General features: G+C 53.9%; 29 protein-coding genes. 4 read left to right on the forward strand and 25 right to left on the reverse strand.

All coding sequences use genetic code 11. The features are described from left to right. Window position 1: 1 nt before the first annotated feature. From HV352_RS01120 to HV352_RS01210, 19 genes are all read right to left on the reverse strand, one after another. Window positions 2–1,231, reverse strand: a complete 1,230-nt coding sequence (locus tag HV352_RS01120; RefSeq protein WP_047415909.1) for a beta-ketoacyl-ACP synthase — start codon at window positions 1,229–1,231, stop codon at window positions 2–4. Continuing rightward, the gene (locus tag HV352_RS01125) at window positions 1,228–1,959 is read right to left on the reverse strand and encodes a 3-ketoacyl-ACP reductase FabG2 (protein ID WP_047415911.1); all 732 of its coding nucleotides are present in this window, start codon (window positions 1,957–1,959) and stop codon (window positions 1,228–1,230) included. The genes HV352_RS01120 and HV352_RS01125 overlap by 4 nt, the downstream gene beginning before the upstream one ends. Further along, a complete protein-coding gene (locus tag HV352_RS01130; RefSeq protein WP_016154864.1) occupies window positions 1,956–2,432 on the reverse strand; it encodes a hypothetical protein in 477 nt (158 codons plus the stop codon). Before HV352_RS01130 ends, HV352_RS01125 begins: the two co-directional genes overlap by 4 nt. Then, the gene (locus HV352_RS01135) at window positions 2,429–3,598 is read right to left on the reverse strand and encodes a beta-ketoacyl-[acyl-carrier-protein] synthase family protein (RefSeq protein WP_019078112.1); all 1,170 of its coding nucleotides are present in this window, start codon (window positions 3,596–3,598) and stop codon (window positions 2,429–2,431) included. Before HV352_RS01135 ends, HV352_RS01130 begins: the two co-directional genes overlap by 4 nt. Before the next feature lies 1 nt (window position 3,599). Then, complete coding sequence (locus tag HV352_RS01140) at window positions 3,600–4,274, reverse strand: DUF3261 domain-containing protein (RefSeq protein ID WP_016157676.1); 675 nt, start codon at window positions 4,272–4,274, stop codon at window positions 3,600–3,602. Continuing rightward, window positions 4,271–6,589, reverse strand: a complete 2,319-nt coding sequence (locus HV352_RS01145; RefSeq protein WP_104652221.1) for an MMPL family transporter — start codon at window positions 6,587–6,589, stop codon at window positions 4,271–4,273. Before HV352_RS01145 ends, HV352_RS01140 begins: the two co-directional genes overlap by 4 nt. Then, window positions 6,558–7,163 (reverse strand): outer membrane lipoprotein carrier protein LolA, encoded by a 606-nt coding sequence (locus HV352_RS01150; RefSeq protein WP_019078114.1) that lies wholly within the window; start codon window positions 7,161–7,163, stop codon window positions 6,558–6,560. The genes HV352_RS01145 and HV352_RS01150 overlap by 32 nt, the downstream gene beginning before the upstream one ends. Next, on the reverse strand, window positions 7,160–7,582 hold the full coding sequence (locus HV352_RS01155; RefSeq protein WP_003827529.1) for a thioesterase family protein: 423 nt from the start codon (window positions 7,580–7,582) through the stop codon (window positions 7,160–7,162). Before HV352_RS01155 ends, HV352_RS01150 begins: the two co-directional genes overlap by 4 nt. Before the next feature lie 3 nt (window positions 7,583–7,585). Beyond that, on the reverse strand, window positions 7,586–9,277 hold the full coding sequence (locus HV352_RS01160) for a glycosyltransferase (protein ID WP_075848090.1): 1,692 nt from the start codon (window positions 9,275–9,277) through the stop codon (window positions 7,586–7,588). Beyond that, window positions 9,268–9,621, reverse strand: coding sequence for a hypothetical protein (locus tag HV352_RS01165; protein ID WP_016157672.1), 354 nt, complete (start codon window positions 9,619–9,621; stop codon window positions 9,268–9,270). The genes HV352_RS01160 and HV352_RS01165 overlap by 10 nt, the downstream gene beginning before the upstream one ends. Beyond that, entirely contained in the window at window positions 9,608–10,969 is a 1,362-nt protein-coding gene (locus HV352_RS01170; protein ID WP_016154857.1) for an AMP-binding protein, read from the reverse strand. The genes HV352_RS01165 and HV352_RS01170 overlap by 14 nt, the downstream gene beginning before the upstream one ends. After that, entirely contained in the window at window positions 10,966–11,547 is a 582-nt protein-coding gene (locus tag HV352_RS01175) for a hypothetical protein (RefSeq protein WP_181635142.1), read from the reverse strand. The genes HV352_RS01170 and HV352_RS01175 overlap by 4 nt, the downstream gene beginning before the upstream one ends. 6 nt (window positions 11,548–11,553) lie before the next feature. After that, complete coding sequence (locus HV352_RS01180; protein WP_016154855.1) at window positions 11,554–11,805, reverse strand: acyl carrier protein; 252 nt, start codon at window positions 11,803–11,805, stop codon at window positions 11,554–11,556. 12 nt (window positions 11,806–11,817) lie between these two features. Then, window positions 11,818–12,075 carry a phosphopantetheine-binding protein gene (locus HV352_RS01185; protein WP_016154854.1) on the reverse strand — a complete coding sequence of 86 codons (258 nt, stop codon included), beginning with the start codon at window positions 12,073–12,075 and terminating at the stop codon, window positions 11,818–11,820. Then, window positions 12,056–12,871: a lysophospholipid acyltransferase family protein gene (locus HV352_RS01190; RefSeq protein WP_016154853.1), complete on the reverse strand. Its 816-nt coding sequence runs from the start codon at window positions 12,869–12,871 to the stop codon at window positions 12,056–12,058. The genes HV352_RS01185 and HV352_RS01190 overlap by 20 nt, the downstream gene beginning before the upstream one ends. Further along, a complete protein-coding gene (locus HV352_RS01195; protein ID WP_019078117.1) occupies window positions 12,868–13,590 on the reverse strand; it encodes a beta-ketoacyl synthase chain length factor in 723 nt (240 codons plus the stop codon). The genes HV352_RS01190 and HV352_RS01195 overlap by 4 nt, the downstream gene beginning before the upstream one ends. A 40-nt stretch (window positions 13,591–13,630) precedes the next feature. Beyond that, window positions 13,631–14,692 carry a class I SAM-dependent methyltransferase gene (locus HV352_RS01200; protein ID WP_016157670.1) on the reverse strand — a complete coding sequence of 354 codons (1,062 nt, stop codon included), beginning with the start codon at window positions 14,690–14,692 and terminating at the stop codon, window positions 13,631–13,633. Window positions 14,693–14,760: 68 nt separating this feature from the next. Beyond that, on the reverse strand, window positions 14,761–15,138 hold the full coding sequence (locus tag HV352_RS01205) for a hypothetical protein (protein ID WP_029139728.1): 378 nt from the start codon (window positions 15,136–15,138) through the stop codon (window positions 14,761–14,763). A 470-nt stretch (window positions 15,139–15,608) separates the two neighbouring features. Further along, a complete protein-coding gene (locus tag HV352_RS01210) occupies window positions 15,609–16,655 on the reverse strand; it encodes an AI-2E family transporter (RefSeq protein WP_019078118.1) in 1,047 nt (348 codons plus the stop codon). Between the two features lie 133 nt (window positions 16,656–16,788). Here HV352_RS01210 and HV352_RS01215 point away from each other — a divergent pair, with 133 nt between their 5' ends. Further along, window positions 16,789–18,006 (forward strand): MFS transporter, encoded by a 1,218-nt coding sequence (locus HV352_RS01215; RefSeq protein WP_047358184.1) that lies wholly within the window; start codon window positions 16,789–16,791, stop codon window positions 18,004–18,006. Window positions 18,007–18,009: 3 nt separating this feature from the next. Here the strand turns inward: HV352_RS01215 and HV352_RS01220 are convergent, their stop codons facing one another. Next, window positions 18,010–18,567, reverse strand: coding sequence for a DcrB family lipoprotein (locus tag HV352_RS01220; RefSeq protein ID WP_016154847.1), 558 nt, complete (start codon window positions 18,565–18,567; stop codon window positions 18,010–18,012). A gap of 72 nt (window positions 18,568–18,639) precedes the next feature. Next, a complete protein-coding gene (locus HV352_RS01225; protein WP_016154846.1) occupies window positions 18,640–19,305 on the reverse strand; it encodes a 7-cyano-7-deazaguanine/7-aminomethyl-7-deazaguanine transporter in 666 nt (221 codons plus the stop codon). Between the two features lie 168 nt (window positions 19,306–19,473). Between HV352_RS01225 and tusA the strand changes: the two genes are divergently transcribed. Beyond that, window positions 19,474–19,719 (forward strand): sulfurtransferase TusA, encoded by a 246-nt coding sequence (gene tusA / locus HV352_RS01230; RefSeq protein ID WP_003827551.1) that lies wholly within the window; start codon window positions 19,474–19,476, stop codon window positions 19,717–19,719. 46 nt (window positions 19,720–19,765) lie between these two features. Here the strand turns inward: tusA and zntA are convergent, their stop codons facing one another. Both zntA and HV352_RS01240 read right to left on the reverse strand, forming a co-directional pair. Beyond that, window positions 19,766–21,964, reverse strand: a complete 2,199-nt coding sequence (zntA, locus tag HV352_RS01235; protein WP_181635143.1) for a Zn(II)/Cd(II)/Pb(II) translocating P-type ATPase ZntA — start codon at window positions 21,962–21,964, stop codon at window positions 19,766–19,768. Window positions 21,965–22,038: 74 nt separating this feature from the next. Further along, entirely contained in the window at window positions 22,039–22,665 is a 627-nt protein-coding gene (locus tag HV352_RS01240; RefSeq protein WP_016154844.1) for a lysoplasmalogenase, read from the reverse strand. 141 nt (window positions 22,666–22,806) lie between these two features. On the opposite strand from HV352_RS01240, the gene HV352_RS01245 reads away from it, so the two are divergent. After that, entirely contained in the window at window positions 22,807–23,181 is a 375-nt protein-coding gene (locus HV352_RS01245; protein ID WP_153646702.1) for a DUF2500 domain-containing protein, read from the forward strand. Between the two features lie 84 nt (window positions 23,182–23,265). Here the strand turns inward: HV352_RS01245 and HV352_RS01250 are convergent, their stop codons facing one another. After that, on the reverse strand, window positions 23,266–23,541 hold the full coding sequence (locus tag HV352_RS01250) for a DUF1145 family protein (protein ID WP_181635144.1): 276 nt from the start codon (window positions 23,539–23,541) through the stop codon (window positions 23,266–23,268). Next, the gene (rsmD, locus tag HV352_RS01255) at window positions 23,531–24,127 is read right to left on the reverse strand and encodes a 16S rRNA (guanine(966)-N(2))-methyltransferase (protein ID WP_016157666.1); all 597 of its coding nucleotides are present in this window, start codon (window positions 24,125–24,127) and stop codon (window positions 23,531–23,533) included. The genes HV352_RS01250 and rsmD overlap by 11 nt, the downstream gene beginning before the upstream one ends. 276 nt (window positions 24,128–24,403) lie before the next feature. Here rsmD and ftsY point away from each other — a divergent pair, with 276 nt between their 5' ends. Continuing rightward, window positions 24,404–25,939 carry a signal recognition particle-docking protein FtsY gene (gene ftsY, locus HV352_RS01260; RefSeq protein WP_181635145.1) on the forward strand — a complete coding sequence of 512 codons (1,536 nt, stop codon included), beginning with the start codon at window positions 24,404–24,406 and terminating at the stop codon, window positions 25,937–25,939. Window position 25,940: the final 1 nt, after the last annotated feature.

Here is a 25,940-nt window from a genome sequence, read left to right on the forward strand (position 1 = left end):
ATCAGGGCCAACGTTTAATGATGATAGAAGTATTTATGCCGCCAAACGCAAAGTTATTGCTCTGCAAAAATTCGCAATCAATCTTGCGGGCTTTACCCATAATGTAATCCAGCGCTCCACAATTAGCATCTGGCTGACTCAAATTTAGCGTAGGCGCAAACCAGCCTTCTCGCATCATTTGCAGACTCATCCAGGCCTCTAGTGCGCCACAAGCGCCAAGGGTATGTCCAAAATAGCTTTTAAGCGAGGATAGCGGCACATTATCACCATAAATTGCAGCGGTTGCCTGACTTTCTGCAATATCACCGCGATCGGTTGCGGTACCGTGCGCTGAAATATATCCGATATCGCGGGCGCTAATACCGGCCATATTCAGCGATTTTTCCATGCAAATCTGCATTGTTTCGCGCTGTGGCTGGGTGATATGGGCAGCATCGCAGTTAGTGGCAAAGCTAACGATTTCACCATAAATCGTTGCTCCGCGCGCTTTAGCGTGTTCCAGCTCTTCCAGCACCAGCGTACCTGCGCCTTCTCCGATGACCAGACCATCGCGATTTTCATCGAACGGGGAGGGGGTGGTTTTCGGCTCGTCGTTGCGCTGGCTGGTAGCGAACAGTGTATCAAACACGGCGGCTTCGGAAGGACACAGTTCTTCTGCACCGCCGGCGACCATCACTGTTTGATAACCGTGCCGAATGGCTTCCCATGCGTAACCAATTGCCTGGCTACCGGATGTGCAGGCGCTGGATGTCGGAATGACTCGCCCCCGCAGCCCAAAAAATAATCCAGTGTTAACGGCAGTGGTGTGCGGCATCATTTGCACGTAGGTCGTGCCGGTGATGTTATTAGTATGCTTCTCGGTCAGCATGGTCGCGAACTCGCTCACTGGACCGGTACTACCGGTTGATGAACCATAAGCGATCCCGGTTTCACCATTAGTCAGTACCCGATCGCCAATCAGCCCAGCCTGCTCAAGCGCCAGCTCTGTTGCGCGGGTGGACATCAGCGATACGCGACCCATGGCGCGAATTCGCTTGCGGGTATAGTGTTCCGGTAGAGTGAAGTCGTCGATCGGCGCACCCAGCAGTGTGTGCAGTCCGTCATAAACCTGCCACTCCGGCATTTTGCGTACCGCATTTTCATATGCCAATAACCTGGCGGAGACAGCCTGCCAGTTTTCCCCAAAGGCGGTGACGCCGCCCATGCCTGTAATCACGACACGACGTGTCATAACATCCCTCCATTGATGGAAATCACCTGGCGAGTTACATAGCCCGCCACATCCGACATTAAATAACTGGCAAGCCCGGCCACTTCTTCAGCCTGACCTATCCGTTTCATGGGGATCATCGACATCGCCTCTTTCAATGCGGCTTCTTCCATCTCGATCATCCCGGTATCAATGAGTCCCGGTGCAATGCAGTTTACGGTAATTTTGCGTTTTGCCAGTTCGATGGCCAGCGCTTTAGTGGCACCAATAATTCCGGCTTTTGCCGCACTGTAATTGACCTGACCGCGGTTGCCCATCACGCCCGAAACCGAAGACAGTGTGATGATACGGCCCCCCTTGCGTGCGCTGATCATCGGCATAATGCACGGATGAATGACGTTGTAAAAGCTGTCGAGGTTGGTATGGATCACCGCATCCCAGTCGTTATCACTGAGCGCAGGGAAAGCGGCATCACGAGTGACCCCAGCGTTGCTAACAATGCCGTACCATGCGCCGTTTGCCTCAATATCTTGCGACAGTATTTCACGGCACTGCTCGCGATTGGCAACATCAAATGTCAACAGGCGCCCTGCGCCGCCAGCGGCGAGGATAGCATCCAGCGTTTCTTGTGCTCCTTGCACATCGCGATGATAGTGTATGCCGACCACAAAACCGTCCGCGGCCAGTTGTCTGGCGATGGCGCGACCGATACCTTTGCTGGCACCCGTAACTAAAACTGAACGGCTCATGTGGACGCTCCTTGTTGAAATAGCGTGTTAATTTCTTCTGATGTCGGCTGGAAGGTGTTGACGCGACCGGTCGCCAACGTCTCGTTGTCTGCCTGGATGGCACATTCAAAGCTACCGAATCGTGCATCCTGCATCAGCAATTTGACATGGATGCTCAGCTTCTTCCCTGCAGGCAGAACACCTGTGGCACAGACTAACTCACGTGCGCCCAGTACCATGCCTAACGTAATACTCGCCTGACCTTGTTGCTGGCGGTGCCAGCCAGACCAGACGCCAATGGTCTGCGCCATCAGTTCCAGTGCGAACCAGCCAGGTAGATTGCCATCGGGGTCGAGGAAAGGGGCCAGTACGCTGTTTGCTGATACCGTCACGTGGCAGATGGCGGTTTCGTCCGCCACACTGACGACCTCTTCAAGGAGCAGCATCGGCGCATCATGCGGCAAATAGTCGCCCGGTGATAAATAGTGGCTCATGAGATTCTCCCGAGCAGGATGCTGGCATTATTACCGCCAAAGGCAAACGAATTTGACAAGATAACCGGGCGAGTCAGCGACTGCGGCTGTTCAATGATGCCGCAGGCTGGCAATGTTTCATCGCGTGGTGACTGGCTAAAATCCTGCGGTGGTAGCGGCAGGTCGCGTTGCAGAATCAACACACCGATAGCTGCTTCGGTGATCCCCGCGGCGCCCAGTGTGTGCCCGGTCAGGTGTTTGGTTGAACTGCACGGGACCGTTTCGCCAAATAGCGCGCTCACGACGTTGGACTCAATCTGATCGTTTAGCGGTGTAGCGGTACCGTGCAGATTGATATAGCCCACATGTTCCGGCGTCATTCCTGCGTCGTTAAGCGCCTGGCCGATGGCGCGAATGGCACCTTCCCCCTGTGGATGGGGAGCCGAAATATGGTACGCGTCGCTGGATTCGCCGACGCCAAGGAGCGCGATAGGCTGTGGCTCGCGGGTTAATACCATCAAGGCGGCGCCTTCGCCAATGGTGATCCCACAACGGTCGCGGCCAAACGGCTGACACAGTGTTGGGGAGAGTGATTCCAGACTGTGGAATCCGTTAATTGGCATTCGGCTTAGCGTATCCGCACCGCCGACAATGGCGATATCGACCAGACCAGATTCGATCAAACGACGTCCGCTCATGATAGCCCTTGCACTGGACGAGCAGGCGGTTGAGAGCGTAAAGGCCGGGCCATCCAGCGCCAGCCAGTGGCTAAGAAAACGCGACGGATCGCCCAGTTCCTGTTGCGGATAGCGCCAGTCAGTGCTCTCTTTGCCGTTGAGCATCAAATCAACGTGAACGTCACCCTCATCCAGGCCGGAGGTGCTGGTGCCGAGAACAACAGCAATACGATCGCGACCAAATCGGGCGATAGCGTCGTCCACCTGCGGCTGGATTTGCATCAGTGCTGCCAGCAATAGCTGGTTGTTGCGCGAACGATGAGCGCTAAAGTGCTGAGGAATAGCGGGTAACTCACCGTCAACGCCTGCTAACACGGCGGATGGGTGTCCTTGCAGCCAGCCCGTGCGCGGGCGCATTCCCGGCGCTATGCCACGAGTGAGGTTGGCTGCGATTTCATCAGTGTTATTGCCCAACGCGTTAATCATGCCAACGGCAGAAATGTAGATCATCTCAGTCACCCAGATATTGAATGGTGATGTGGTATTTAAAAACGTGCTGCTCAATGCTGATCGGTTCGCGTTTTCCTCTTCGATTCAGATACGTGATTTCCGTGACCACTTTGCCGCGTGCATTGCGCAGCTCACGCTTATCACCCGTATCGACGAGCGTCCAGCCTGTGGGTAATTGCGGTTGCCAGGTGCTAATCGGCCAATGGCTAAGCATCACGTCAGCCAGCACCTGGCTGGCTGGCGGCAATTGTGGAACGATGATCGATTGCTCGGTGTGCAGTCCTTTTTCATCGTAAGTCACGAGGAACAGGCGAATGCCGACTGATGACAGCCCGGCAAGTGTGATTTTCTTGTCATCAGCATTGAGCATGACCAACAGTGACTGAGTTTTGCCGTTAAAACTACCGGTTAGTAGTTGTTGCGAATTCACCGCGGGAGAAATCCCCGGAGCAGGTAGCGTTACACGAATACCCGGCTCTAACCAGGCTTGCGGGCGGCCTTTCTGTTCCGGCTGTGAGTGGCTGCAACCTGCCAGCAGCAACGTGGCGACGAGCAGGCCCTGTCGGATGGCGCTGCGCTTATCCGGTCTACAAATGGTGTGCTGACGTAGATCGGATAAGGCAATGCCGCCATTCTGCAAAAGCCCACTCAACCAACGAAATATCGGTTTACTCATCGTTTTTTCTTCTCTCTTTTCGTTGGCATCGCCAGCGGTGACAGCAAAAATGCGGTGAAAATACCGCTTACTAGCACAATGCCAAAACTGCTGATTGCCTGAGTGGCACTAAAGACCAGCATGCCGAGCGTCAGGAGCGTGGTCATCATCGCCAGCGTGATAGCCAGCAGCGACGTCAGTGGCGTACCGCGTGGATTACTGAAAAACAGCGTGTAGTTAATGCCAATTCCCAGTACCAGCACCAGTGCCAGCAGCGAGAACAAGTTGAGCGCATGACCGCTCAGGGCCAGTACTGCCAGACCACAACCTAAAGACAGCACTGAGGGCACCAGGCTAATTAAGCCCTTACGCCAGCCAAGCCGAATGACAGCGCCACAGGCAATCACCGCCAGCGCAATGCACAGCAGGCCGGTCAGAATATGGCGATAAAGGGCAAACAGGTTGTCAAAGCTGCTCTTGCGATCCACCCACGCCACGCCGGAATATTTCGCGCTGAGCGTATTTAAAGCATCACTTTGTTTCACCCCTTCAACGGGAACCAATACGCTGCTTTCGCCATCAGCCAGAGACAGCCATAGCAAGCGCCAGCCTTCACTGGCTGGGCTGGCAAGCCAGGCATCGACGGTTACAGGCATGGCGCTAAGATCGGGGTTCACCGTTGCCAGCCCGGCGTTGTTTAGGGCTTTCGTGATGGCGGGAGAAGCATCTTTTAGCAGAGAGAGATCCTGGTGTTGCCGGGCGAGTGAATTGAGCGGAATAGTGCGATATCCGCTGAGTAATCCGTCTTTTTTTGCCTGTTCCAGCGCGGGGGTAAAGGTTTCCAGCCGCTCCAGCGTTTGCTGAGCGGATTTGCCGTACACCACAAACCACTTCTGGTCGACGCTTTGCCCGGTCAGGGCGGTAATCGCTTTTTCCTGAGCGAGAATTTCCTGCGGCAACGCCTGTAACTGGGAGATATCATCATCTACGCGCAGCGTCGCTATTCCTGCCAGCGAGAACAACGCCAGTGCCAGCGGCAGGCCAACGGAGAGTTTTTTATTGCGTCGCCATGCAGCAAGCCAGCGTAGCATGAGTACCATTGCCGGCACCGGGCGTACCGGCAACCGACGACACAACCACGGGTGCCAGAAAATGACCGTCAGGCAGGAGGCGCTCAGACCTACCGCCGCGAATACCGCCATCTGGCGAATACCGGGGAAGGGGGCCAGCATCATAATCAGATAAGCCGCTACGGTGGTGAATAGCGCCAGGAGCAGGGCATTGCGCACTTTGGCAAGGCTTTGCCATGGCGATGTTTCCGCACCGTGCACCATTCGTTCGGTCAAATAGTAGAGCGTATAGTCGGCGGAAATACCGATGATGCTCATGCTCATCACCAGCGTCATCAGATGGAGCTCGCCAAAAATCAGCAGCGTGACGACGGTCCCCGCCAGCGCACCAATGCCAATCGAAATCAGGCACAGCAGCAGCGGACGCAGCGAACGAAATACAGCCACGATGAGCAGGATCACCCCGAGCACAGTGGCTATGCCGAGAGTAGAGATATCTTTTTTCGCCTGCTGGCTGGCGTAATCGCTATAGAACAGCGTCCCGCGAGACAGCAGTTGAGCCTGTGGATAGTGGGCTTTGAGCTCACCTTCCAGCGTATTCAACGTGGTGACCAATTGGTGCGTCTGTTGCATATCAAACGATGAACCGGTCAGTTCGCCATGTAACAGATACCAATAGTTGCCTTGCTCATCCTGGGTGACCAGCCAGCCGTCCATCAGGCGCAGACGCTGCCCAGTTTTGGCCATGGCCAGCTGCGAGCCACGCATCAGCATGAAGGGATCGTTTTGTAGCTCTTTGCCACTGACGCCGGAGAATGCGGAGTAAAGTTGGGACAGGATCCACTGGCCCTGCGCTTCGCCGCCGTTTTGCAGCCGGGCGCGGGTCTCGTTATCTATCAGGCCGTTACGATGTTGCCAGAAGAATGCCCCCCAGGCCTGCTGGCTGTCGGCATCCATTGGACCTTTTACCTGGGCTAGCGCGTGCGATTTTTGCAGTAAAGCCAGCCAGTCCCGGGCTATCGCTGGGTCCGGTTGCTTACCGGGACTCACCAGCCAGACCACCTGACGGTCAAGGCGCTGCATAAATCCCTCGTTCAGACCCGGAGGTATAGCGCCCAGCGTCTGCTTTGGCAACATGGCCAGCACGCTGCTGTTAAGGCGGGCCTGAGGTAGCAGCGTCAGAAAGATGCCCAGCAGAAGCAGGCAGATGACTCCCCATAACAGCGCGGGACGTTTACTGGGCGGCAAAGCGTTGGCGTTCGTCATCGGTCAGTTGCGCTGGCGTTAGTTGGTGTTGGGAAAGCGCGATATCGGTGCGATCGCCCTGTTTATCATTGAGCTGAATGCTCTCCAGGTAGGTCTTTCCTGCTAAATCAATCGTCGCAAAAATCTTATCCAGTGGTGTGGTGATTGGCGTCAGGCGTAGCGTCCAGCGACCTTCTCCTAAGTCTGCGAACTCCACGCGGAAGTTTTGCTCCAGCACTTTACGATCCGCCTGGAATAACGCCCGTAGCAGATGATTAAACTGGAACATTTGCGGGTTATTCTCAGCGGTAACGGTCTGCGGTGGTTGACCGTTAATTGCCTGAACCATCCGTTTGTCATCCAGCAGCAGCTGCATCGGGAACGGGGACGTTTGATCCCACAGCAACCCCTTGTCGCGGGCGATCAACATCTTGCCCTGAGATCGCAGCGGTTGTGGTAGATCCTTTATCGTCCGGGTTTGATCGAAGTGGGCGCGAACCACCGGTTGTTCGGTAAAACGCTGTTGTAGGGAGTCGAGCGTCAGGGCACTGACGAAAGGGCTGACGAGCAGCACGAGCAATGGCCATAATTTCATGGTGTCACTCCCATCCGTTCAAACAGAATATCCGGGCTGACAAAGCACAGTTCACGGCTTTTTTCGTCGACGGCGACCTGGATGGTGTAGCCTGTTGTAGCACGTTTACCTGTTTCGGCATCAAAAATTTCGTAGCCGATTCGCAGGCGATTTTCGTACTCTTTAATTTGGGCGCGTACACGGATACGCTGCTCGAAAGTCAGCGCATTGCGATACTTCACCCGAGTGTCGACCACGGGCCACAGATAGCCAGATTCTTTCATCTGCCGATAGCCATAATCGAATTGGTTCAGCAGTGCCTCACGGGCAATCTCGAAGTAACGGAAGTAGTTACCATGCCACGCTACGCCCATCATATCGACGTCGTGAAACGGAATAGTTAGCTCGACTTCAGCCGTAAAACGGGGATCGTTAAGCACCCTTTACTCCTTGTCATTGGTGTCCGGCAGTTGCCAGAAATCGAAAAAGTTAAACCAGTCGAGGGGCGACTGAAGCGCATAGTGCTCAAGGCGTTCGGCGTATCGATCGACAGTATTCTGTAATGCCTGTTGTCGTGTGGCGCGCGGTAAGAGCAGCGGGTCGGCAAACGGTTCGCAGTAGATGTGGAGTTTATCCTGCTGGCGCAGGGCAAAAATCAGATCTACAGGGCAGCGTAAAATAGACGCAAGAATAAACGGGCCCTGAGGGAATGGCGCGTTTTGCCCCATAAAGCGGCTCCAGCACACACGCCACTCGCCGCCGCGTTGGGGATTGACTGCGATGCGATCGCCTACGATGGCTACCCATTCACCGCGCTCCAGTTTCTCTTTGAGCAGAATGGCAGTATCTGGACCAATACTGTTCACCGGGAGCAGATTTAATCCAGCCTGCGGCGCCATCTCTTGCATGATCTGTTTAAAGCGTTGGGCGTTATCGCTAAATACCAGCGCATTGATTGTTTTACTGCCCTGTAGCTGGGCCAGTGCCCGACAGGCTTCGACATCGCCAAGATGTGAAGCCAGCAGCAGTTTTCCCCGAGGATCGCTGACATTTAGCGTTTTTTCTGCGCCTGGTGCAAAAATCACATCGCGACCGAAGTGCAGTTCACCGCGCCAACTGGCAATCTTATCCAGCATCGCGCCGCCAAAACGCAGGAAATGCTGATAACTGGTCAGGTTTGGCGGTACTGGCATCCGGCGTGTGATCAGTTGCGCTCTTACGCGGCTAATCCAGCGTTGAGAGGCTTTTCGGGCAGTTGAAGCGCTGAGCCAGTATACGCCGACGACCGGATACAGCAGCAGGGAGAAGGCTTTGCGACCCAGTACACGCCAGACCAACAGCATCAGACGCATTCCCCACAACCCTTTGACTTCCTGCTGCTGCGCCCAGTGTGTCGATGAACGACGACACAGCAGGGAGGGGATGCGCGGCAACATGCCAAAGAACAGGCGAGTGTGCATCAATGAAATGTGCAGATTGTCTTTAAGCGCGTCGAAATGGGATAGCCCGTCCTGCGGATAGGTGACTCGCGTGGGGATAAAATAGCTGGTGTTGCCTTGCCAGTAGAGGCGCACCATCACTTCAGTATCAAAATCCATCCGTTTGCCGAGCGTTACGCGCTGTGCCAGTTGCAGCGTGGGAGCCACCGGATACACCCGGAAGCCGCACATACTGTCTTTGAGCTGCAACGAGAGCGTTTCTATCCACACCCAGATATGGGTTACCCAACGACCGTACAGGCGCGAGCGAGGAACCGAATCATCGTAAATCGGTTGTCCGGAAATCAGTGCTGTCGGATGTTCTTTTGCCAATGCAAGCAGCCTGGGAATATCTTCAATGGCATGTTGCCCGTCGGCATCGACCTGCACTGCATGACTGAACCCGGCATCTGCTGCCGTCTGCATTCCGCGAATAACCGCCGCGCCTTTGCCTGCGTTGATGGGCAGGCGAATTAACGTCAAATTGCTGTATTCTGCCGCCAGGCGTGCCAGTTCATCTCGTGTAGTCTCGTCGCTGCCATCGTCCACCACAATGCAGGGGAGATTGAACGGCCGAAGACGATCCAACACGTCCGACATCATCGCGCCGTGGTTGTAGCAGGGGATCAACACGCATGGGGAAAAGGTCAACGGCATAACCGAATCTTCCCGCTGCTGGCGGTATGGCGCACGTCACCGTCGTGGCGCTGGTAGCTAAAAGTGAGCATCTGACGCGCTTCCTGCCAGCTCAGACTCAGGGTGACGGTGGCCTCTGGCAATAGTGGTGACTGGAACTTCACGTTTTGAATACTGTGGAAACGCCAGCCAGGGACCAGCAGCGTGGTGGCGTAATCCATCGCCCAGTTTAGCTGTGCAACGCCCGGCAGCAGTGGCTGTACGCTAAAATGCCCGCTGAACCAAAACAGAGAAGGGTCGAGTTGTAAAACAATCTCAGCCTGATGAGGCAGTGCCTGATGGCGCTCGATTTCATGGGGTTTCATGAAATAACTCCTGTAATTGCGCATAGACACGCTTGTTCATACTGTTGACCGGAATCTCATCAATCACCCGCCAGTAGCGGGGAACAGCGACCGGCTCCAGCCAGGGCAGCAGCGAACGTCGCCAGGTCAGTTCTTGCGGTTTACCACCGCACTCAAGCCAGCGTTGCCGGGCTTCGTCATCCAGTACCAGCAGGACACCAACGCCCTGACGTCCTCCGCGTGAGACGGGCAATGCTGCGACTTCACGGATACCGTCCAGTGCCAGTAAACGTTGCTCCACTTCGCTGAGTGAAATGCGTTTCTCTTCAATCTTGACCACCCGCCCGCGTCTGCCCATCAGGCGGAACTGTCCGTTTTCGATAAACTGAAGAATATCATCGAGTAACAGGCCATCATCAGCTGCAATTAGTGGTGAAAACACACGAAACGCGTCGTCTTCTGACTGGAATCTGACTCCGGGAAAAGGCAGCCATGTCACATCATCCTGATGGCGATAGCGCCACGCGAGGATTCCGGTTTCAGTGCTGCCGTAGATCTCATCGGGCCAGACATTCAGCCAGTCAGCAGCCTGCTTGACGTCCTGCCAGGACAGCATGCCGCCCGCGGAAAGAATCAACTCGATTGGCGGCGGTGTCAGGTGGTGGTCGAGGCGTTTCAGAAACGCCGGACTGCTGATAAACGCATACCGATGATCAGGGCTCAGTGCCGCCAGTTGTTCGGCATACCAAAGCATCGCCGCATGCAGCGGGAGGCCTAAAGCCATCGGCAAGAAGATACGAAACGTCAGACCATACAGGTGTTGCGGTACCACTGACGCGACGACCCGGCAACCTGCCAGACGATCAGCAAAACGCGTAGCGAGCAATGCTGCTTCGCTATCCAGACGAGCAATCGGTTTGATTACGCGTTTCGGCTGGCCGGTCGAACCGGAAGTGAATAGCTCCACAAAGGCGTCACTGCGTATTATCGGGAACGTGATGTCGTGGGCCACAGATGTCATGGCAGAGCTGACCACTCGCAGCGTTCCCTGCCAGTCCAGCGCTTTATCGCTCAGTACGCCATCAAACAGCAAGTGCTGCTCGTTTAACAACGAAACGCGACAATGTCCCGGGATCACCGGTGTTTTGCCAGCATGGAGCGTTGCCAGCAACGCGACGATGAATAAATAGCTGTTCTCGAAGCATAATGCCCAGCGTTCACCTTCCTGCTGCTGCAGTTGCGTTATCAACTGGGCCACATCATGGCGCAGATGGCCAAGTGTCCACGTATGATCTTCTTGCCACGCAACAGGAATGTCGTCCGGTCGTGGGGCACAGAGCCATTGAGCAAGTGTGAGGGGCTGCTTCATTGGGTATCTCGCTTTATCACCAGTTGGCGAACTAACCACTCGCCTACCATCAATGTTCCCATCAGCAGATAGGAAACCATACCGTTCCAGGTCGTCCACAGGGTCATATCGCCATTCAGTGCAGTAAAGAGCGCAACGCTGCCATTGATGATGAAAAAGGCGCACCAGATTAGTGTCACAAGGTACGTGTAGCGCACGCCTGCTTCGGGCAGATTTGGTTCGCGCAGCCGCGCCAGACGTTCAACGATGGGCATCGCTGACCACAGAGAACCACCAAAAACCGACAGCATGACGGCGTTTACCACTACGGGATAAAACAGCAGCAGTTGGTGTGTTTTGAGCAGATAACTGGCAATGCATAAGGTGATACCCGCGATCACCACCATCTGTGTCACGACGCGCAACGGTCCCGCCTGTCGCCGGACCTGGCGAAAGCGTAAAAAAAGGAGTAGCGCCATTAACGGCAGCAACCAGTGCAGACTGTTATGCGCCAGGCCAAACCAGATCAAAAACGGCCAGGCCAACAACAGTAGACCTGTCAGCAGTTGTACGACTGGCAGGGAGCGAGTGCCTGACACGGTGAATTACGCTTCTATGAGAAGGCGTTCAACCGCATCGACGACATCTTGTACGGTGCGTACTGCTTTGAACTCTTCCGGCTTGATTTTCTTACCGGTTTTCTTTTGAAGATGCACGATCATGTCGACTGCGTCGATGCTGTCGAGTTCCAGATCTTCGTACAGGCGCGCCTCAGGCTTAATATCTTGCGGGTCAACTTCAAACAGCTTGACCAGCAGTGAGGAGACTTCTTCGTAAATGGCTTTTTGTTCGGTCATAACGGACTATCCTCAGGCACGTTGCGCGTGAATGAAAGATGCCAGCGTGGCGACGGAGAAGAAGTGCTGACGCATTTCTTCGCTCTCCGCTGAGAGGACCACGCCATACTCGTTTTTCACCGCCAGACCCAGCTCCAGGGCATCGATTGAGTCCAGGCCTAAGCCATCGCCAAAGAGTGCCGCTTCGGTTTCAATATCGTCAGCTGTTAGTTCGTCGAGATTCAATGTCGTTATAATGAGATTTTTGATTTCAAGATAAAGCGCTTGCATCATTAATTCCTGAAAGAGGTAAAGTACCTGGTTGTAATTGAAGCAAAAGATGCCGGTTCAACTGCCTTGCGGCCAGCGCCGGTTCTTGTGAATTTGCGTCGTAAAATTGGTCGATCTTAACCCGCTCGTGTACTGAAATGGTAAACATGGGTTTTACCGATGGGACGTCGTACCATTGGCTTTCTTTGTTCAGCATTTGTTCGCTGCATTTAATGGTCACTATGCGTAAATCACTGCTGCAGCGCACGGCGATATTCGCCGCACCACGCTGTAACGTCATTTCCTCTCCGGGGCGTGTACGGGTTCCCTCGGGGAAAATTAAAATAGTATCGCCTTGTTCCAGACGTTGCTGGCACGCGGGCAATAGCGCGTCAGCCTGGCTGTTAATCAGATAATCTGCCGCCCGGACCACGCCGCTGAGGAACGGATTTTTTAGTAGTGCACTTTTCACCAGACAGTCGGTTTCGGGCATTACCGATGCCAGTAGCACGTAATCGATGAGCGTCGGGTGGTTGGCGACGACCAGGCATCCTTGTTCATTGCGTAAAATATCTCGTCCTTCAATTTGGTAGTCCAACACACCAAGCCGTTTCGCCACCGTTAAAAAGAGGCGAAAACTGGCGGCGATGCTGCGTCTGGCGATACGCCGACGTCGGGCTTTATCCCATATCGCGATCAGCAAGACGTTAAACCAGAACGTAGAAAGAAGGAGTCCGCCGAGGCCAAACAGGGCAAAGCAAAGACCGGTCATCACCAGTCGCCATACCCGGTTAAGCCGCAGGAGCATCGTGTTCATCCCTGACTCCACTGCCATTGTACGCGTTCGCCAGACAGGGTAAACGCCTTGGTATCTTGCAAGTAATGTTGTAAAAACAATAGGCTTTGCGGCAACGTTGTCTCACCCCGCCCGCAGTGCGGACGGGTTTCACATTGCCAGCTATCACCGGATTCAATGACCAGCGCGACGGCAAACGGCCATGTTGGCATGTCAGGTGGTAACTGTGGGTGATAAAACTCGGGCAGAAAACCGTCGAAATCGACCATCAATACGCGCTGATATCCCGCCTGCAACAGCCCGATGACTTCACATAGCCCTTGCTGGAACGTATCCCTACCAGCAGAAAGCGAGGAGGAGGCAATCGGTTTTTTCGCAGCGATCGTCAGGTTACCCACAGCAGAGTTATGTACAGAGAGGGCAAAATCGGTTGGTGAGAGTGCCTGCCCAGTCGCCAGGGCGTGCAGGATCCTGTAGTTACGCTCCAGTTCACCATGGCGGCTTGTATACAAAACAGCATTGATATCATGGCGGCGTAGCATCGCCAGCCCACAATCGACGGCCAGTTTGCTGCCGGAACTGAGGCGGCGAGCCGTCATCATCGGTAACTCGTTGAGCTTAGCCAATGGCGCAGTGGGATCGATGGCGTGCGAAAGCCGTGACCATTCATGCCACTGTTCTGTTTCGCTTAACCCTGGCGCCCTGGCCTGCCAGTCTATAATGTTGAAAGCAAATTTCATCAACGCGTATCCGCGGTAAATCGGTTGTTCCGATTGTTTCTTATTTTTTCTTCTGACATATCAATAAAGTATGCCCAACACCTAAGTTGTCGTGGCGTTCATCTACCTGAAAACCTGCCAGATTCAGATAGTGATAAAACCTCTCTACGCTGTAGAAACGGCTGTTGCCATTCGCCATACAGGTAAAATAAAGCGAAGACGCATTCAGGCTAAATGAGGCCGCTTCAAATTTTTGGGCATCCCAAAACAGTTCCATAATGAACAGCTTCGCGCCCGGTTTCATCACCCGGGCAACGTTGCGCAGCATAGCGATAATTTGTTCCGGAGAAAAACAGTCCAGAAATTGACTCATCCACCAGATATCAGCGCCGGCAGGTAAAGGCGAGTCGCTAAGCATATCCACAGCATGGAAATTTATGCGATGAGATAATCCTGCATTTTCTATATTTTCGCGGGCAAGTGCAATTTGTTGCGGCAAATCTAATAGGGTGACAGTAATATTGTCATCATGTTGACAACAACGTAATGCCCATTTCCCGGTATTTCCGCCGACATCGTACAGGGTTGCAGGGGCGCTGGCGAATACATATGGCAATGCGGCATCAAATGCTCCATCTGAATAGTAATGATCGAAAGCAAACCAACTTTCACGCGCAGCCAGCGGTAATTGTGATAGTGCAGGATAGATTGTTGACCAGTCGCCAAAAGTTTTTAACCCTGCGGGTTTTCCTTCTTTCAGTGCATTTTCCAGATAGAACAGCCCCTGATAACAAACATCCTGGGTGAAGTCCATATTCACACGCGTCATCGTGTCATGTAAAAGAAAATGACCGACTTTAGCGAGGTAATAATATCCCTCTTTGTGGGTAATGATGCGCCCACTTAACCCCATATCCAACAGGATGCTGGCGGCATATTCGTTGATGGTGCTGTTTTCGGTAATCTCGTCGAGCGTGGCGCCGCGTTTACCTTGCTTGTCCAGCCAGGTGAGTACTCCAGCATTTCGCAGACACAACGCGGTTTGAAATAGCATAGGGGCAAAGGCGATACGTTGTGCTTCAGTAATGGCATCCAGTGCGCTAAGCGAATCCTGTTCGTACATGTGGGGACAACCTGTTAAATGGCAGATAGTAAGAGTATCGGGCCTTTTCGGCCCGACTTTAGGCGTAATTACAGATTGGCGCCGGCTGACAGATTAAGCTGGATGTCTTTATCCAGATTGCGTACCCAGCGGTTGTAGTTTTTGTGAATCTTTCCACCAGAAGCCTGCAGGTTGAGGCTGCTGTCATATTTGATGTCATAGCTGGTGGCGGTATAAGTGATACGGACTTCAGCCACATGATCGCGGGTTTGTTGGCGAGCTTTAATAATACCTGGTCCGGCTTCGGACATGACCCATTGGCGTTGAATACCGGCTTTCAGGATCGCGGTTTTAACCTGGTCCTGAGTATGTCCCGCGCTCACACTGGTGTGAACTTGATCAATCGGCGCAGTACGTGCACAACCCGCCAGTGCACCGACAACGGCAATGGCTGCAAACCACTTAATATACTGTTTCATTAAAACTCCCTCTCAAAGTACCGTTTATACATGTTAACTTATAAGCTCCGGAATCATGATGCACCCTTTATCACCTGCAATTTTATTTAAACTAAATTAGCGTTTTATTTCACTCTGTTGATAGCGAGGCAATGAGATGACCGGATGATAATATTCTATCACTTTCTTCAACAGAAACTTTTCAGCATCATCATCGGCGAGAAGTATAGATTTTTAGAGAAAACGTATCAAATAAAATAACCTTTAAATCTAAGTGGATAGTTTAAGTTAAATGCTTTGGATGTGTTCATTACTTTTATGTTTTTTGGCAAAGAATAATGCATGTGGATTATATATTTCCTTTATAAAAGAATGAATTCCTTTTCACTCTTTATTTAAGATAAGCCACTGTATATAGCTGTGTTGACGTCATTTTAACGTCAATATGGAAATATAATAACTACCTCGGTTGGTAGTTTTCAGGGTAGCCGACTTTTGGGCCTGCCGGGTCCCAGCAAAATTGCCAGTTTGCTACCGCCTGTGGTGGTTTCCATCCAGATTTTACACACGCTGGTTAACGGCACGGAGAGCAGCATACCTACCGGACCAAGCAGCCATCCCCACACCAACAGAGAGAGAAAGACGATTAGCGTCGATAATCCCAGCCGGTGCCCCATCATGCGGGGCTCAAGGATGTTGCCAATTACCATATGCACCACCAGAAACAGCGCCCCAACCAGCACGCATTCGTAAACGCCGTTGAACAGCAGCGCCTGGATCATGGGTGGAACGGCGGAAATGACCGAGCCAATGTTGGGCACGTAGTTTAGCAGGAATGCCAGCACACCCCACATCAGAGCAAACTGAATACCCATTAGCGCCAGCCCCAGCCAGACGATGGCTCCGGTCCATAAGCTGAGCAACGTTTTCAGCGCCAGATAGTGAGAAACACCTTTCAGTGCCCGATGCAGCCCCGCAATATGGATTTGTGGGTTGTTCAGCGCAAAGCGCAGCTTATAGGGGACATGACGCACCTCAAACAACATAAAGACCACCGTCATCACCAGCAGAACGACGCTGGCCATGGCACCGGAAAGACTTGTCATCAGCGTGGTTGTGAAGGTCATCAGCTTGTCGGAGTCCATACGTTGCAGCATGCGCTCCGGGGACATATGCAGATTTAGAAAAGGCACCATCTCTTGCAGATACAGAACCTTGCGCGTCAGCTCCTTATTGTATTTTGGCAGCATGGCCATGAATTCAGTGATGGATGACGCCAGAACGCCGATTAACGCCGTAAGAACGATCAGCATCACCACCACGACTAACGTTATCGCGACCGGCCGACGTACACCCCGGCGAATAAACCAGATGACCAGCGGATTCAATACAATGGCAAAAAAAAGGGCCAGCAGAAGCTGTACGATGATATCCGCCGCGGCATGAATACCCGCGAGGATCACCACCAGAGCGGCCAGTTTGAGCAGAATGTGCAAACCCGTTTTATCGGGCTGGGCGGTTGTCATGTCGTCTTCCTGTTTGCGTTTTTGCATTAAGTGTAGCGGCTGGCTTGCGACTGATATTCCGAAACTGACTACTGATTTCTGCCCGGCAACATGGTAGAAATGAAACACTGTTGTGAAAACGTGGTGATCCTCCATGCCCGAACCCGTCGCTGAACCGACGCTTAGCGGTTTACGCCTTAATCTGCGTATTGTCTCTGTGGTGATGTTTAACTTCGCCAGCTACCTGACCATTGGTCTGCCGCTCGCTGTATTGCCAGGCTATGTCCATGATGTGATGGGATTTAGCGCTTTTTGGGCAGGGCTGGTCATCAGCCTGCAATATTTCGCTACGCTGCTGAGCCGTCCACATGCCGGTCGCTATGCCGACCTGCTGGGGCCAAAGAAGATTGTGGTATTCGGACTGTGTGGCTGTTTTTTAAGTGGTCTGGGCTACTTCCTGGCGGGCTTCACGAATGGCTGGCCGCTGGCCAGCCTGCTGCTGTTATGCCTGGGGCGCGTGATTCTAGGGATCGGGCAAAGCTTTGCCGGGACTGGCTCTACGCTGTGGGGGGTTGGGGTCGTTGGTTCAATGCACATCGGACGGGTGATTTCGTGGAACGGCATCGTGACCTATGGCGCGATGGCGATAGGCGCTCCGCTGGGCGTTCTGTTTTATGCCTGGGGTGGCTTACAGGGATTGGCGCTGACCGTGATGGGCGTGGCGCTGTTGGCAATACTGCTGGCGCTCCCTCGTCCGGCGGTGAAGGCCAGCAAAGGCAAACCATTGCCGTTTCGCGCGGTGCTTGGGCGTGTTTGGTTGTACGGCATGGCGCTGGCCCTGGCCTCAGCCGGATTTGGCGTGATCGCCACTTTCATTACCCTGTTTTATGATGCCAAAGGCTGGGACGGCGCCGCTTTCGCGCTGACGCTTTTTAGCTGCACGTTTGTGGGGACCCGCCTGTTATTCCCAAATGGTATCAACCGTTTAGGTGGACTAAATGTGGCGATGATCTGCTTTAGCGTCGAGATTGTTGGGTTGCTGCTGGTCGGGATGGCTTCCATGCCGTGGATGGCGAAAAGCGGCGTCCTGCTGGCCGGTGCAGGGTTTTCGCTGGTGTTCCCGGCGCTGGGCGTGGTGGCGGTAAAAGCCGTCCCGCAGCAAAATCAGGGCGCTGCGCTGGCGACGTATACGGTGTTTATGGATTTATCACTGGGAGTTACGGGGCCGCTGGCTGGGCTGGTCATGACCTGGGCGGGCGTGCCGGTTATCTATCTGGCGGCGGCAGGGCTGGTGGCGGTGGCGTTATTGCTGACCTGGCGATTAAAAAAACGGCCTCAGGTGGTGTCACCGGAGGCCGAGTCATCGTCTTAACCGTTACTGGATAACCAGCGTGTTAATGATGTTTTCTGCGGTAGTCTGCGCTTTTTGCTGATCGTCAGCAGGCAGCGTGATTTGCAGAGTCAGCAGTTGGTTATCGACTTTACCCAACACCACGGAAGAGTAAGCGGTCTGGCCTTTGGCCGAGATGATGCTGTCTAACTGCTGCAGCGTGTGGCCTTTCAGCTCAATCGATTTATTGGTGACGACCTGCAACTGCGGGTCGCGGCTACGCTGCTGATCTTCCAGGCGTTTTGCCAGCACAGCCAGGTCTTCGTTGGTATTGTCGCCAACAATCACAATCACCGCTTTCTGGCCGGTTGCGTCAGAATAAACGTGCATATTGTTCGCCTGGGTGCCCAGTTTGCCGCTCTGATCGGTCATATCCGCTGGCAGGGAAAAACTGAGTTTACCGTCCAGCAAGCTGACCGGTTGTCCGGTGGCGCTACTTTCTGCGGCAGCACCCTCTGCTGGCGCTTTTGTATCGCTATTATCACAGGCCGCAAGCCCCATAACCAGCAGGCCAATACCGACATATTTAACCAGATTGCGCATTGACTTCTTCCTTTCGATAAACGGCCATAACGGCTCATTCGTCCATCTTATCACAACTCGGAAAATGAACCTTTAACTCGTCTGCAATGCAGCGATTTCGGATTTATCTGCCAGCCTTTTCAGTAACATATTCAGCAGCACGCCGTACATCGGCAGGAAGAAAATAATGCTGATCAGCACTTTGAAGCAGTAGTCAACCAGCGCGATTTCCATCCAGTGCTCGGCCATAAAGGCATCTGGGCTGCGCCAGAAAGCGATAAAGAAGAAGGCTAACGTATCGCTGATGTTGCCAAACAGCGTGGAAGCCGTTGGCGCCAGCCACCAGCGACGGTTCTGACGTAGGCGGTTAAAGACATGCACATCCAGAATTTGACCCAGCGCGTAAGCCATAAAGCTGGCGGCGGCGATACGGGCGACAAACAGATTAAAGTGCAGCAGTGCGCCGAATCCCTGCCACGATCCCATATAGAACAGTGATGAAACGACATAGGAGATCAGCAGCGCGGGGATCATTACCGCAAAGATGATACGTCGTGCCAACGGTGCGCCAAAAATACGCACGGTCAGATCGGTCGCGAGGAAAATAAACGGAAAGCTGAAAGCGCCCCATGTGGTATGGAAACCAAAAATGGAGATCGGTAGCTGCACCAGATAGTTGCTGGAGGTGATCACCAGCAGATGAAATAGCGATAGCCAAAACAACGCTTTTACGCGTTGAGATTGTGTAAACGGAGTCATATTGTGACCTTTTTGTTGGATGGGGTGAGGGAACCCAATAAAAAACCGTCGCATGATACTGCTTTAAGAGCACATTGCAATGGTTGTTTTTCACGCAATCGTTAACCTGATTGGCTTACGCCACAACAGAGCGTAAAATAACGCCGTTTTTGAATGAACGAGACTACGATGAGCGATCTGTTTACCTCTCCCGACCATACTCTTGATGCCCAGGGGCTGCGCTGCCCGGAACCCGTAATGATGGTGCGTAAAACCGTGCGCGGCATGCAAGCGGGTGAAACGCTGCTGATTGTCGCCGACGATCCGGCGACAACCCGTGACATTCCTGGCTTCTGTACCTTTATGGAGCATGAGCTGGTGGCAAAAGAGACAGACTCTCTGCCGTACCGCTATCTGGTGCGCAAAGGCCAGTAATCTTAGCCGGATGGCGCTAATGCAACTGCCGTCCGGCACAGACGCATTATCCTTTACGTAGTAACCGCAGCGCGTTAGCGGTCACCAGTACCGTCGCCCCCGTATCTGCCAGCACCGCCAGCCACAGTCCGGTTATCCCGAGCAGCGTGGTGACGAGGAAAATCCCCTTCAGGCCTAGCGCAATCGCAATGTTCTGGCGAATATTGGCGTGGGTGGCGCGGGCTAACTGAATCATTTGCACCAGACCACGCAGGCGGTTGTGGGTCAGGGCGGCATCGGCGGTTTCCAGGGCGACATCGGTCCCGCTTCCCATCGCAATGCCAATGGTGGCTGCTTTCATTGCCGGAGCGTCGTTGATGCCGTCGCCGACCATCGCCAGCGGCGACTGTTGGTTAAGATGAGTAACGGCCTGTACTTTATCTTCCGGTAATAGACCCGCTTTGAATTCGAGACCCAATTCACTGGCAATAGCTGCCGCCGCTCGCGGGTTATCACCCGTCAGGATCACCCCTTTCACGCCAATCTGATTAAGCTCGCTGATGGCGCTACGGGCATCGTCGCGCAGCGTGTCCTGTAGGGCCAGCACGCCGAGAACGGCATCGTTACGCAGCACCAGCACCACCGTTTGACCCGCGCTTTCCAGCTCGCTTATCTGCTTGGCAAAAGCATCGGCAGGCTGCTTACCGGCGGCGCAAATCAGCACGCGTTCGCCGTTGACCAGTGCTTCAATGCCAGAGCCAACCAGCGCCCGCTGATCTTTTGCGACAGGGATAGTCAGTTCGCGCGTTTGGGCTTCCCGAACAATCGCCTGCGCCAGCGGGTGCGTCGCGCCTTGCTCTACTGCTGCCGCCAGCGCCAGCAGTTCTGCCTCGCCAATACCGCTTGCCGGGTGAATCGCCGTGACGCGCGGTTTACCGACGGTCAGGGTGCCGGTTTTATCAAACGCGACCTGCGTTACCCTACCCAACTGCTCCAGCGCGGCCCCGCCTTTGATTAACGCGCCACGACGTGCCGCGGCGGCAAGGCCAGAGGTAATGGCGGCGGGTGTGGAAATCACCAGCGCACATGGGCAGCCAATCAGCAGCAGCGTCAGCCCTTTATAAATCCACTCCTGCCAGGATGCGGCAAACAGCAGCGGTGGTACAAGGGTGACCAACAACGCAACCGCCATAATGGCTGGGGTGTAAATCCGGCTGAAACGGTCAATAAAGCGCTCAATGGGGGCGCGGCGTTCTTCCGCTTCTTCAATCAATTTCAGAATACGGTCAATGGCGCTGGCACCCGGTTCGGAGAGTACTTCCAGCGTTACCAGACGGTCCACGCTGGTGGCGCCCGCCGGGACTTTCTCGCCGGTGGCGCGCTCAACCGGTATCGATTCGCCGGTCAGGGCGCTTTCATCAAAGCTGGCAAACCCGGAGACCAGCTTGCCATCGGCAGGTAAACGCCCACCCGCGGCAACCTCGATAACATCGCCTGGCTGGAGAGTATTGATAGCAACCTCTTCGCGCTCGCCGTTACGCAGGCGCGTGGCGGTTTCCGGCTTGAGCGCCATCAGTGCGCTGACCCCTTTACGGGCGCGGCTGGCGGCCCATCCTTCCAGGCGTTCGCCAATTAAAAACAGCAGCAGCACCATGGCGGCTTCTGCCGTCGCGCCGATAAACAGTGCGCCAATGGCGGCCACGCTCATCAACGTTTCAATGGCAAAGTAGCTGCCGGTTTTCATCAGACGCAGGGCCTGACGGGCAATGGGATACAGACCTACCAGAGTGGTGGCGATAAATGCTATCTGGCCAAAGGGGTGATTGAACTGCTCCAGCCCCCAGCTAATCGCCATCAAGATAATCAGCGAAATCAGCGGCAGGTTCTCTTTAAACCGCGACTCGGGGGCGGCGTCTGGCGCTTGCTCATCGCGCAGGGTATAGCCTGCCTTTTGCACTGCGCTTTCAACTTGCAGGCGGATATCGGAACCCGCGTCGACTACCAGTTTTTCGGTGGCGAACAGAACCTGGACCTGGTTGACGCCGTTGACCTGGCGGACCGCATTCTCCACTTTTCGGGCGCAGGCTGCACAGTCCATGCCTGCCACTTTCCAGGAGTAGCGGGTACCCATTACGGTACCGGATACGGGTGGTGGGGTGGCGCAACTTCCTTCGCAGCAGCAGTCGTCAGTCTTTTGTGGCGCAGGCGCTAGCTTGAAAGAAGAAAATTGTGGGGCTTTTTTGCCACTGGAATTGGGTGTCGACATGGCATCCTCCGGTTGATAATCATTTCATATTAACCGGAGGATACACTCTGGAGTCGACTCCAGAGTCAAGCGTTTTAAAGATACAACGAACGAACAATCAGGAAATGTCCGGCGAAGTAGCAGGCGGCAGCAATTGCGTTATCGGCGCGGAAGCGGCGACGGTAATGGCTACCCAGCCAGACAATGTTGCCGATGAACAGGAGTGATGCGCCCATAAAGGCCGACAGCGCCGGAGCGGTCGGGCGGAAGAACCACAGCTCACCAGCCATCCAGACCATCATCAGCGTGATACCAATAAAGGTACAGATAGCGATGCGTAGCTCTTCCAGTCGCGTCCAGATCACGGCAATCAGCAACGCCCCCAGCACCACCAGCACCAACGGCAAAGGCCAGAAGAACGACAGCGTCATTTGGCTGGCGAAGTAAATGGTATACAGCAGATGCGACAGGAAGAATGCCCCCACGGCATACAAAAGGCGTTGGCGTGGTAACAGCGTCAGCGCATCGCCCAGCAGCGAGGCAAGCAGGCCAGCCAGCACCAGATAGCTGACAGCATTAAACATTGGCGCCTGCCAGGCCAGCAGCGCCAGCAGGAGTAAGGTTAGGGGTTTAAAGACCCAGCGTTGCCAGGCGGGCCCACGATAAGAAGCATCCACGAACAACCATGCGGAAAGGCAGACAGCGATAAACGACCAAAGCATCTTAGTTCCTTGAATTCGTTATTTTTTCGTAAGCGGGGTGCTCACGGCTCTACTGTTCAGTGTAGAGGTCGACACTGCCAGATGACAACACCATAACAGGCAATGTATGCTTATTTCCGCATTTTCTGATGGGTTAATAATATGAGCAAACCACCACTTTTCTTCATTGTTATCATTGTATTAATCGTTGTTGCTGCGTCGTTTCGCTTCGTTCAGCAGCGGCGTGAAAAAGCCGATAATGATACTGCGCCGTTAGTGCAAAAGCCGGTGGTGGTGAGTAACAAACGGGAAAAACCGCTTAACGATCGGCGATCCCGCCAGCAGGAAGTGAGCCCGGCGGGGACCAGCATGCGCTATGAAGTCAGTTTTAAGCCACAAAGTGGTGGCTTCGAGCAGACGTTTCGTCTGGATGCCCAGCAGTACCATGCGTTAACGGTCGGGGATAAGGGAACGCTGAGTTACATAGGTTCGCGTTTTGTTGATTTTACAGTGAACGCTAAGGTTTCATCTGACTGATGCCGGATGGCGGCTTACGCTTTGTCCGGCCTGGAGATTTTGTCGCCCCGGCCTGCTAAGCGCCGCCGGGCGAAAAGATTACAGTTACTTTTTCAACTGATCTTTAATCTTCTTCTGCCAAATCAGTAACTCAAAGACGCCGAACAGAAAAATACGGATTTTCTCTCCGCGGGTCATCTGCGGGCCATCTTTAGGCATGGTGCTTTTTAACAGCGCCAGTTGCATGCCATGCATCAGCACCATAAAAATCAGTGCGACGTTAACGAAGATGTTAAGCGGGCGTGGAAAGGGTTGGAAAATATTGAGTAGTAAAAATGCCCAGACGCACAACATCAGCAGGCGTCCCAGGTTAATCAGCATCGTGTTCTCCTCGTGCTTCACGTTGGTAAAGGCGATAGGCGACCTGTCCGGCGACTTTTTCACGGTACAGCGACCAGTTCACCGGAACCGGCGGCAAACCGTTTTCTACTTCGCTTTCAACGTAAATATACGCTTCATTTGCCAGCCAGCCATGAGTTTCCAGAAGAGTTAATGTTTCTTCCAGTAATCCTTTGCGAAACGGCGGGTCAACAAACACCACGTTATGCGGCGTACCCGTCTGGGCCAAAAATGTCAGGGTATTGGTGTTGACGACCCGGGCATGGGGAGCTTTCAGCGTGGCGAGATTGTTTTGTAGCTGCTGTGATACCGCGCGATCCATTTCCAGAAGCGTCGCATTTGCCGCATAGCGAGAGAGGGCTTCCAGCCCCAGCGCGCCGCTGCCGGCGAAGCAGTCCAGGCAGTGAGCATCGACCATTACCGGGGCCAGCCAGTTAAATAAGGTTTCGCGTACGCGGTCGGTGGTTGGGCGCAGACCGGGACTATCCGGAACCGGGAGTTTACGGCCACGCCATTGACCACCAATAATGCGGATCTGGCCGCTACCAGAGTGATTCGGTTTTTTCATTTCAATTATTGCTCAATCCGCTGCTGACGTGTCATTCCAGGCGGTGATGTGAGTTAAGTTAACCCGTCGCCTTTCAAGTTACCTCTTCGTTGGCTGTACTTACTCACCCGAATCACTTACTAAAAGTAAGCTCATCGGGATTCGTGCGCTTGCCGCCTTGACGTAACTCGAAATTCATTGGGTATAAGTGATAGACTATTTCATCATTTTTTTAGCTGCTATGTACATAGCGTTGACGCTGTGCCATGAAGCAACAGCGGGGGAGTGTAGTCGCAAATGGCGAAAGAGAAAAAACGTGGCTTTTTTTCCTGGCTGGGCTTTGGTCAAAAAGAGCAGGCACCGGAAAACGAGACAGAATTAAAAAACGAAGAACAACAACCGGTTGCTGAAGAAACTACCGTCGTTGACGAACCGCCGCACGCCGAGGAAACCCGTAGCGAGGCGGAAACGGAAGCTTTTGCAGCTGAAGTTGTTGAAGTGACTGAACAGGTTGCGGAAATCGAAAAACTGCAGCCGGAAGCAGAACCTGTTGCCAAACAACCGCAGCCGGAGATTGAGCGGGTTGCTGAACCTGCAGCTGAACCCGTTGTGGAAACGCCAGCGGCGACGGTTATCGAACGCGAAGAATTGCCGCTGCCGGAAGAGGTGAAAACCGAAGAGGTTTCTGCCGAAGAGTGGCAGGCCGAAGCGGAAACCGTGGAAATCGTTGAGGCGGTTGAAGAAGAAGCCGAAAACGAACCGCACCTGACTGATGAAGAGCTGGAAGCGCAGGCGCTGGCTGCTGAGGCTGCTGAGGCTGCTGAAGAAGCTGTGATGGTGGTGCCGGTAGAAGAACCTGCCGTAGAAGCACCGACAGAAGAAGGGGGAGTCCAGGAGCAGGAAAAACCAACGAAAGAAGGTTTCTTTGCGCGTCTGAAACGCAGCCTCCTGAAAACAAAAGAAAACCTTGGTTCCGGATTTATCAGTCTGTTCCGTGGTAAAAAGATCGACGATGATCTGTTTGAAGAGCTGGAAGAGCAACTGCTGATCGCCGACGTGGGCGTAGAAACGACCCGCAAGATTATTGCGAATCTGACGGAAGGTGCCAGCCGTAAGCAGCTCAAAGACGCGGAAGCGCTGTACGGCCTGCTGAAAGAAGAGATGGGCGAGATTCTGGCGAAGGTGGAAGAACCGCTGAATGTTGATGGCAAGACGCCGTTTGTTATCTTAATGGTTGGCGTCAACGGCGTGGGTAAAACCACCACTATCGGAAAGCTGGCGCGTCAGTTTGAGCAGCAGGGTAAATCGGTGATGCTGGCGGCGGGCGATACCTTCCGTGCGGCGGCGGTAGAGCAGCTGCAGGTCTGGGGTCAGCGTAACAACATCCCGGTGATTGCTCAGCATACCGGCGCGGATTCCGCGTCCGTCATCTTTGATGCTATCCAGGCGGCGAAGGCGCGTAATGTAGATGTGCTGATCGCTGATACCGCAGGGCGTTTGCAGAACAAATCGCACCTGATGGAAGAATTGAAAAAAATCGTTCGCGTCATGAAGAAGCTCGACGAAGATGCGCCGCATGAAGTTATGCTGACTATCGACGCCAGCACCGGGCAGAATGCGATAAGCCAGGCCAAACTGTTCCATGAAGCCGTGGGCTTAACCGGTATCACCCTGACTAAGCTGGACGGTACAGCGAAGGGCGGGGTCATCTTCTCGGTTGCCGATCAGTTTGGCATCCCTATCCGCTATATCGGTGTGGGCGAACGTATCGAGGATTTACGTCCGTTTAAAGCGGACGATTTTATAGAGGCACTTTTTGCCCGAGAGGATTAAC

The organism is Citrobacter sp. RHBSTW-01044, from assembly GCF_013781945.1.
GTDB classification, from domain to species: domain Bacteria; phylum Pseudomonadota; class Gammaproteobacteria; order Enterobacterales; family Enterobacteriaceae; genus Citrobacter; species Citrobacter braakii.

Coding starts and splice junctions, on each gene's coding strand:
- HV352_RS01120 (WP_047415909.1), bottom strand. CDS start 1,231: ATGACACGTCGTGTCGTGATTACAGGCATGGGCGGCGTCACCGCCTTT.
- HV352_RS01125 (WP_047415911.1), bottom strand. CDS start 1,959: ATGAGCCGTTCAGTTTTAGTTACGGGTGCCAGCAAAGGTATCGGTCGC.
- HV352_RS01130 (WP_016154864.1), bottom strand. CDS start 2,432: ATGAGCCACTATTTATCACCGGGCGACTATTTGCCGCATGATGCGCCG.
- HV352_RS01135 (WP_019078112.1), bottom strand. CDS start 3,598: ATGATCTACATTTCTGCCGTTGGCATGATTAACGCGTTGGGCAATAAC.
- HV352_RS01140 (WP_016157676.1), bottom strand. CDS start 4,274: ATGAGTAAACCGATATTTCGTTGGTTGAGTGGGCTTTTGCAGAATGGC.
- HV352_RS01145 (WP_104652221.1), bottom strand. CDS start 6,589: ATGACGAACGCCAACGCTTTGCCGCCCAGTAAACGTCCCGCGCTGTTA.
- HV352_RS01150 (WP_019078114.1), bottom strand. CDS start 7,163: ATGAAATTATGGCCATTGCTCGTGCTGCTCGTCAGCCCTTTCGTCAGT.
- HV352_RS01160 (WP_075848090.1), bottom strand. CDS start 9,277: ATGCCGTTGACCTTTTCCCCATGCGTGTTGATCCCCTGCTACAACCAC.
- HV352_RS01165 (WP_016157672.1), bottom strand. CDS start 9,621: ATGAAACCCCATGAAATCGAGCGCCATCAGGCACTGCCTCATCAGGCT.
- HV352_RS01170 (WP_016154857.1), bottom strand. CDS start 10,969: ATGAAGCAGCCCCTCACACTTGCTCAATGGCTCTGTGCCCCACGACCG.
- HV352_RS01180 (WP_016154855.1), bottom strand. CDS start 11,805: ATGACCGAACAAAAAGCCATTTACGAAGAAGTCTCCTCACTGCTGGTC.
- HV352_RS01185 (WP_016154854.1), bottom strand. CDS start 12,075: ATGCAAGCGCTTTATCTTGAAATCAAAAATCTCATTATAACGACATTG.
- HV352_RS01190 (WP_016154853.1), bottom strand. CDS start 12,871: ATGAACACGATGCTCCTGCGGCTTAACCGGGTATGGCGACTGGTGATG.
- HV352_RS01195 (WP_019078117.1), bottom strand. CDS start 13,590: ATGAAATTTGCTTTCAACATTATAGACTGGCAGGCCAGGGCGCCAGGG.
- HV352_RS01200 (WP_016157670.1), bottom strand. CDS start 14,692: ATGTACGAACAGGATTCGCTTAGCGCACTGGATGCCATTACTGAAGCA.
- HV352_RS01210 (WP_019078118.1), bottom strand. CDS start 16,655: ATGACAACCGCCCAGCCCGATAAAACGGGTTTGCACATTCTGCTCAAA.
- HV352_RS01215 (WP_047358184.1), top strand. CDS start 16,789: ATGCCCGAACCCGTCGCTGAACCGACGCTTAGCGGTTTACGCCTTAAT.
- HV352_RS01220 (WP_016154847.1), bottom strand. CDS start 18,567: ATGCGCAATCTGGTTAAATATGTCGGTATTGGCCTGCTGGTTATGGGG.
- HV352_RS01225 (WP_016154846.1), bottom strand. CDS start 19,305: ATGACTCCGTTTACACAATCTCAACGCGTAAAAGCGTTGTTTTGGCTA.
- tusA (WP_003827551.1), top strand. CDS start 19,474: ATGAGCGATCTGTTTACCTCTCCCGACCATACTCTTGATGCCCAGGGG.
- zntA (WP_181635143.1), bottom strand. CDS start 21,964: ATGTCGACACCCAATTCCAGTGGCAAAAAAGCCCCACAATTTTCTTCT.
- HV352_RS01240 (WP_016154844.1), bottom strand. CDS start 22,665: ATGCTTTGGTCGTTTATCGCTGTCTGCCTTTCCGCATGGTTGTTCGTG.
- HV352_RS01245 (WP_153646702.1), top strand. CDS start 22,807: ATGAGCAAACCACCACTTTTCTTCATTGTTATCATTGTATTAATCGTT.
- HV352_RS01250 (WP_181635144.1), bottom strand. CDS start 23,541: ATGCTGATTAACCTGGGACGCCTGCTGATGTTGTGCGTCTGGGCATTT.
- rsmD (WP_016157666.1), bottom strand. CDS start 24,127: ATGAAAAAACCGAATCACTCTGGTAGCGGCCAGATCCGCATTATTGGT.
- ftsY (WP_181635145.1), top strand. CDS start 24,404: ATGGCGAAAGAGAAAAAACGTGGCTTTTTTTCCTGGCTGGGCTTTGGT.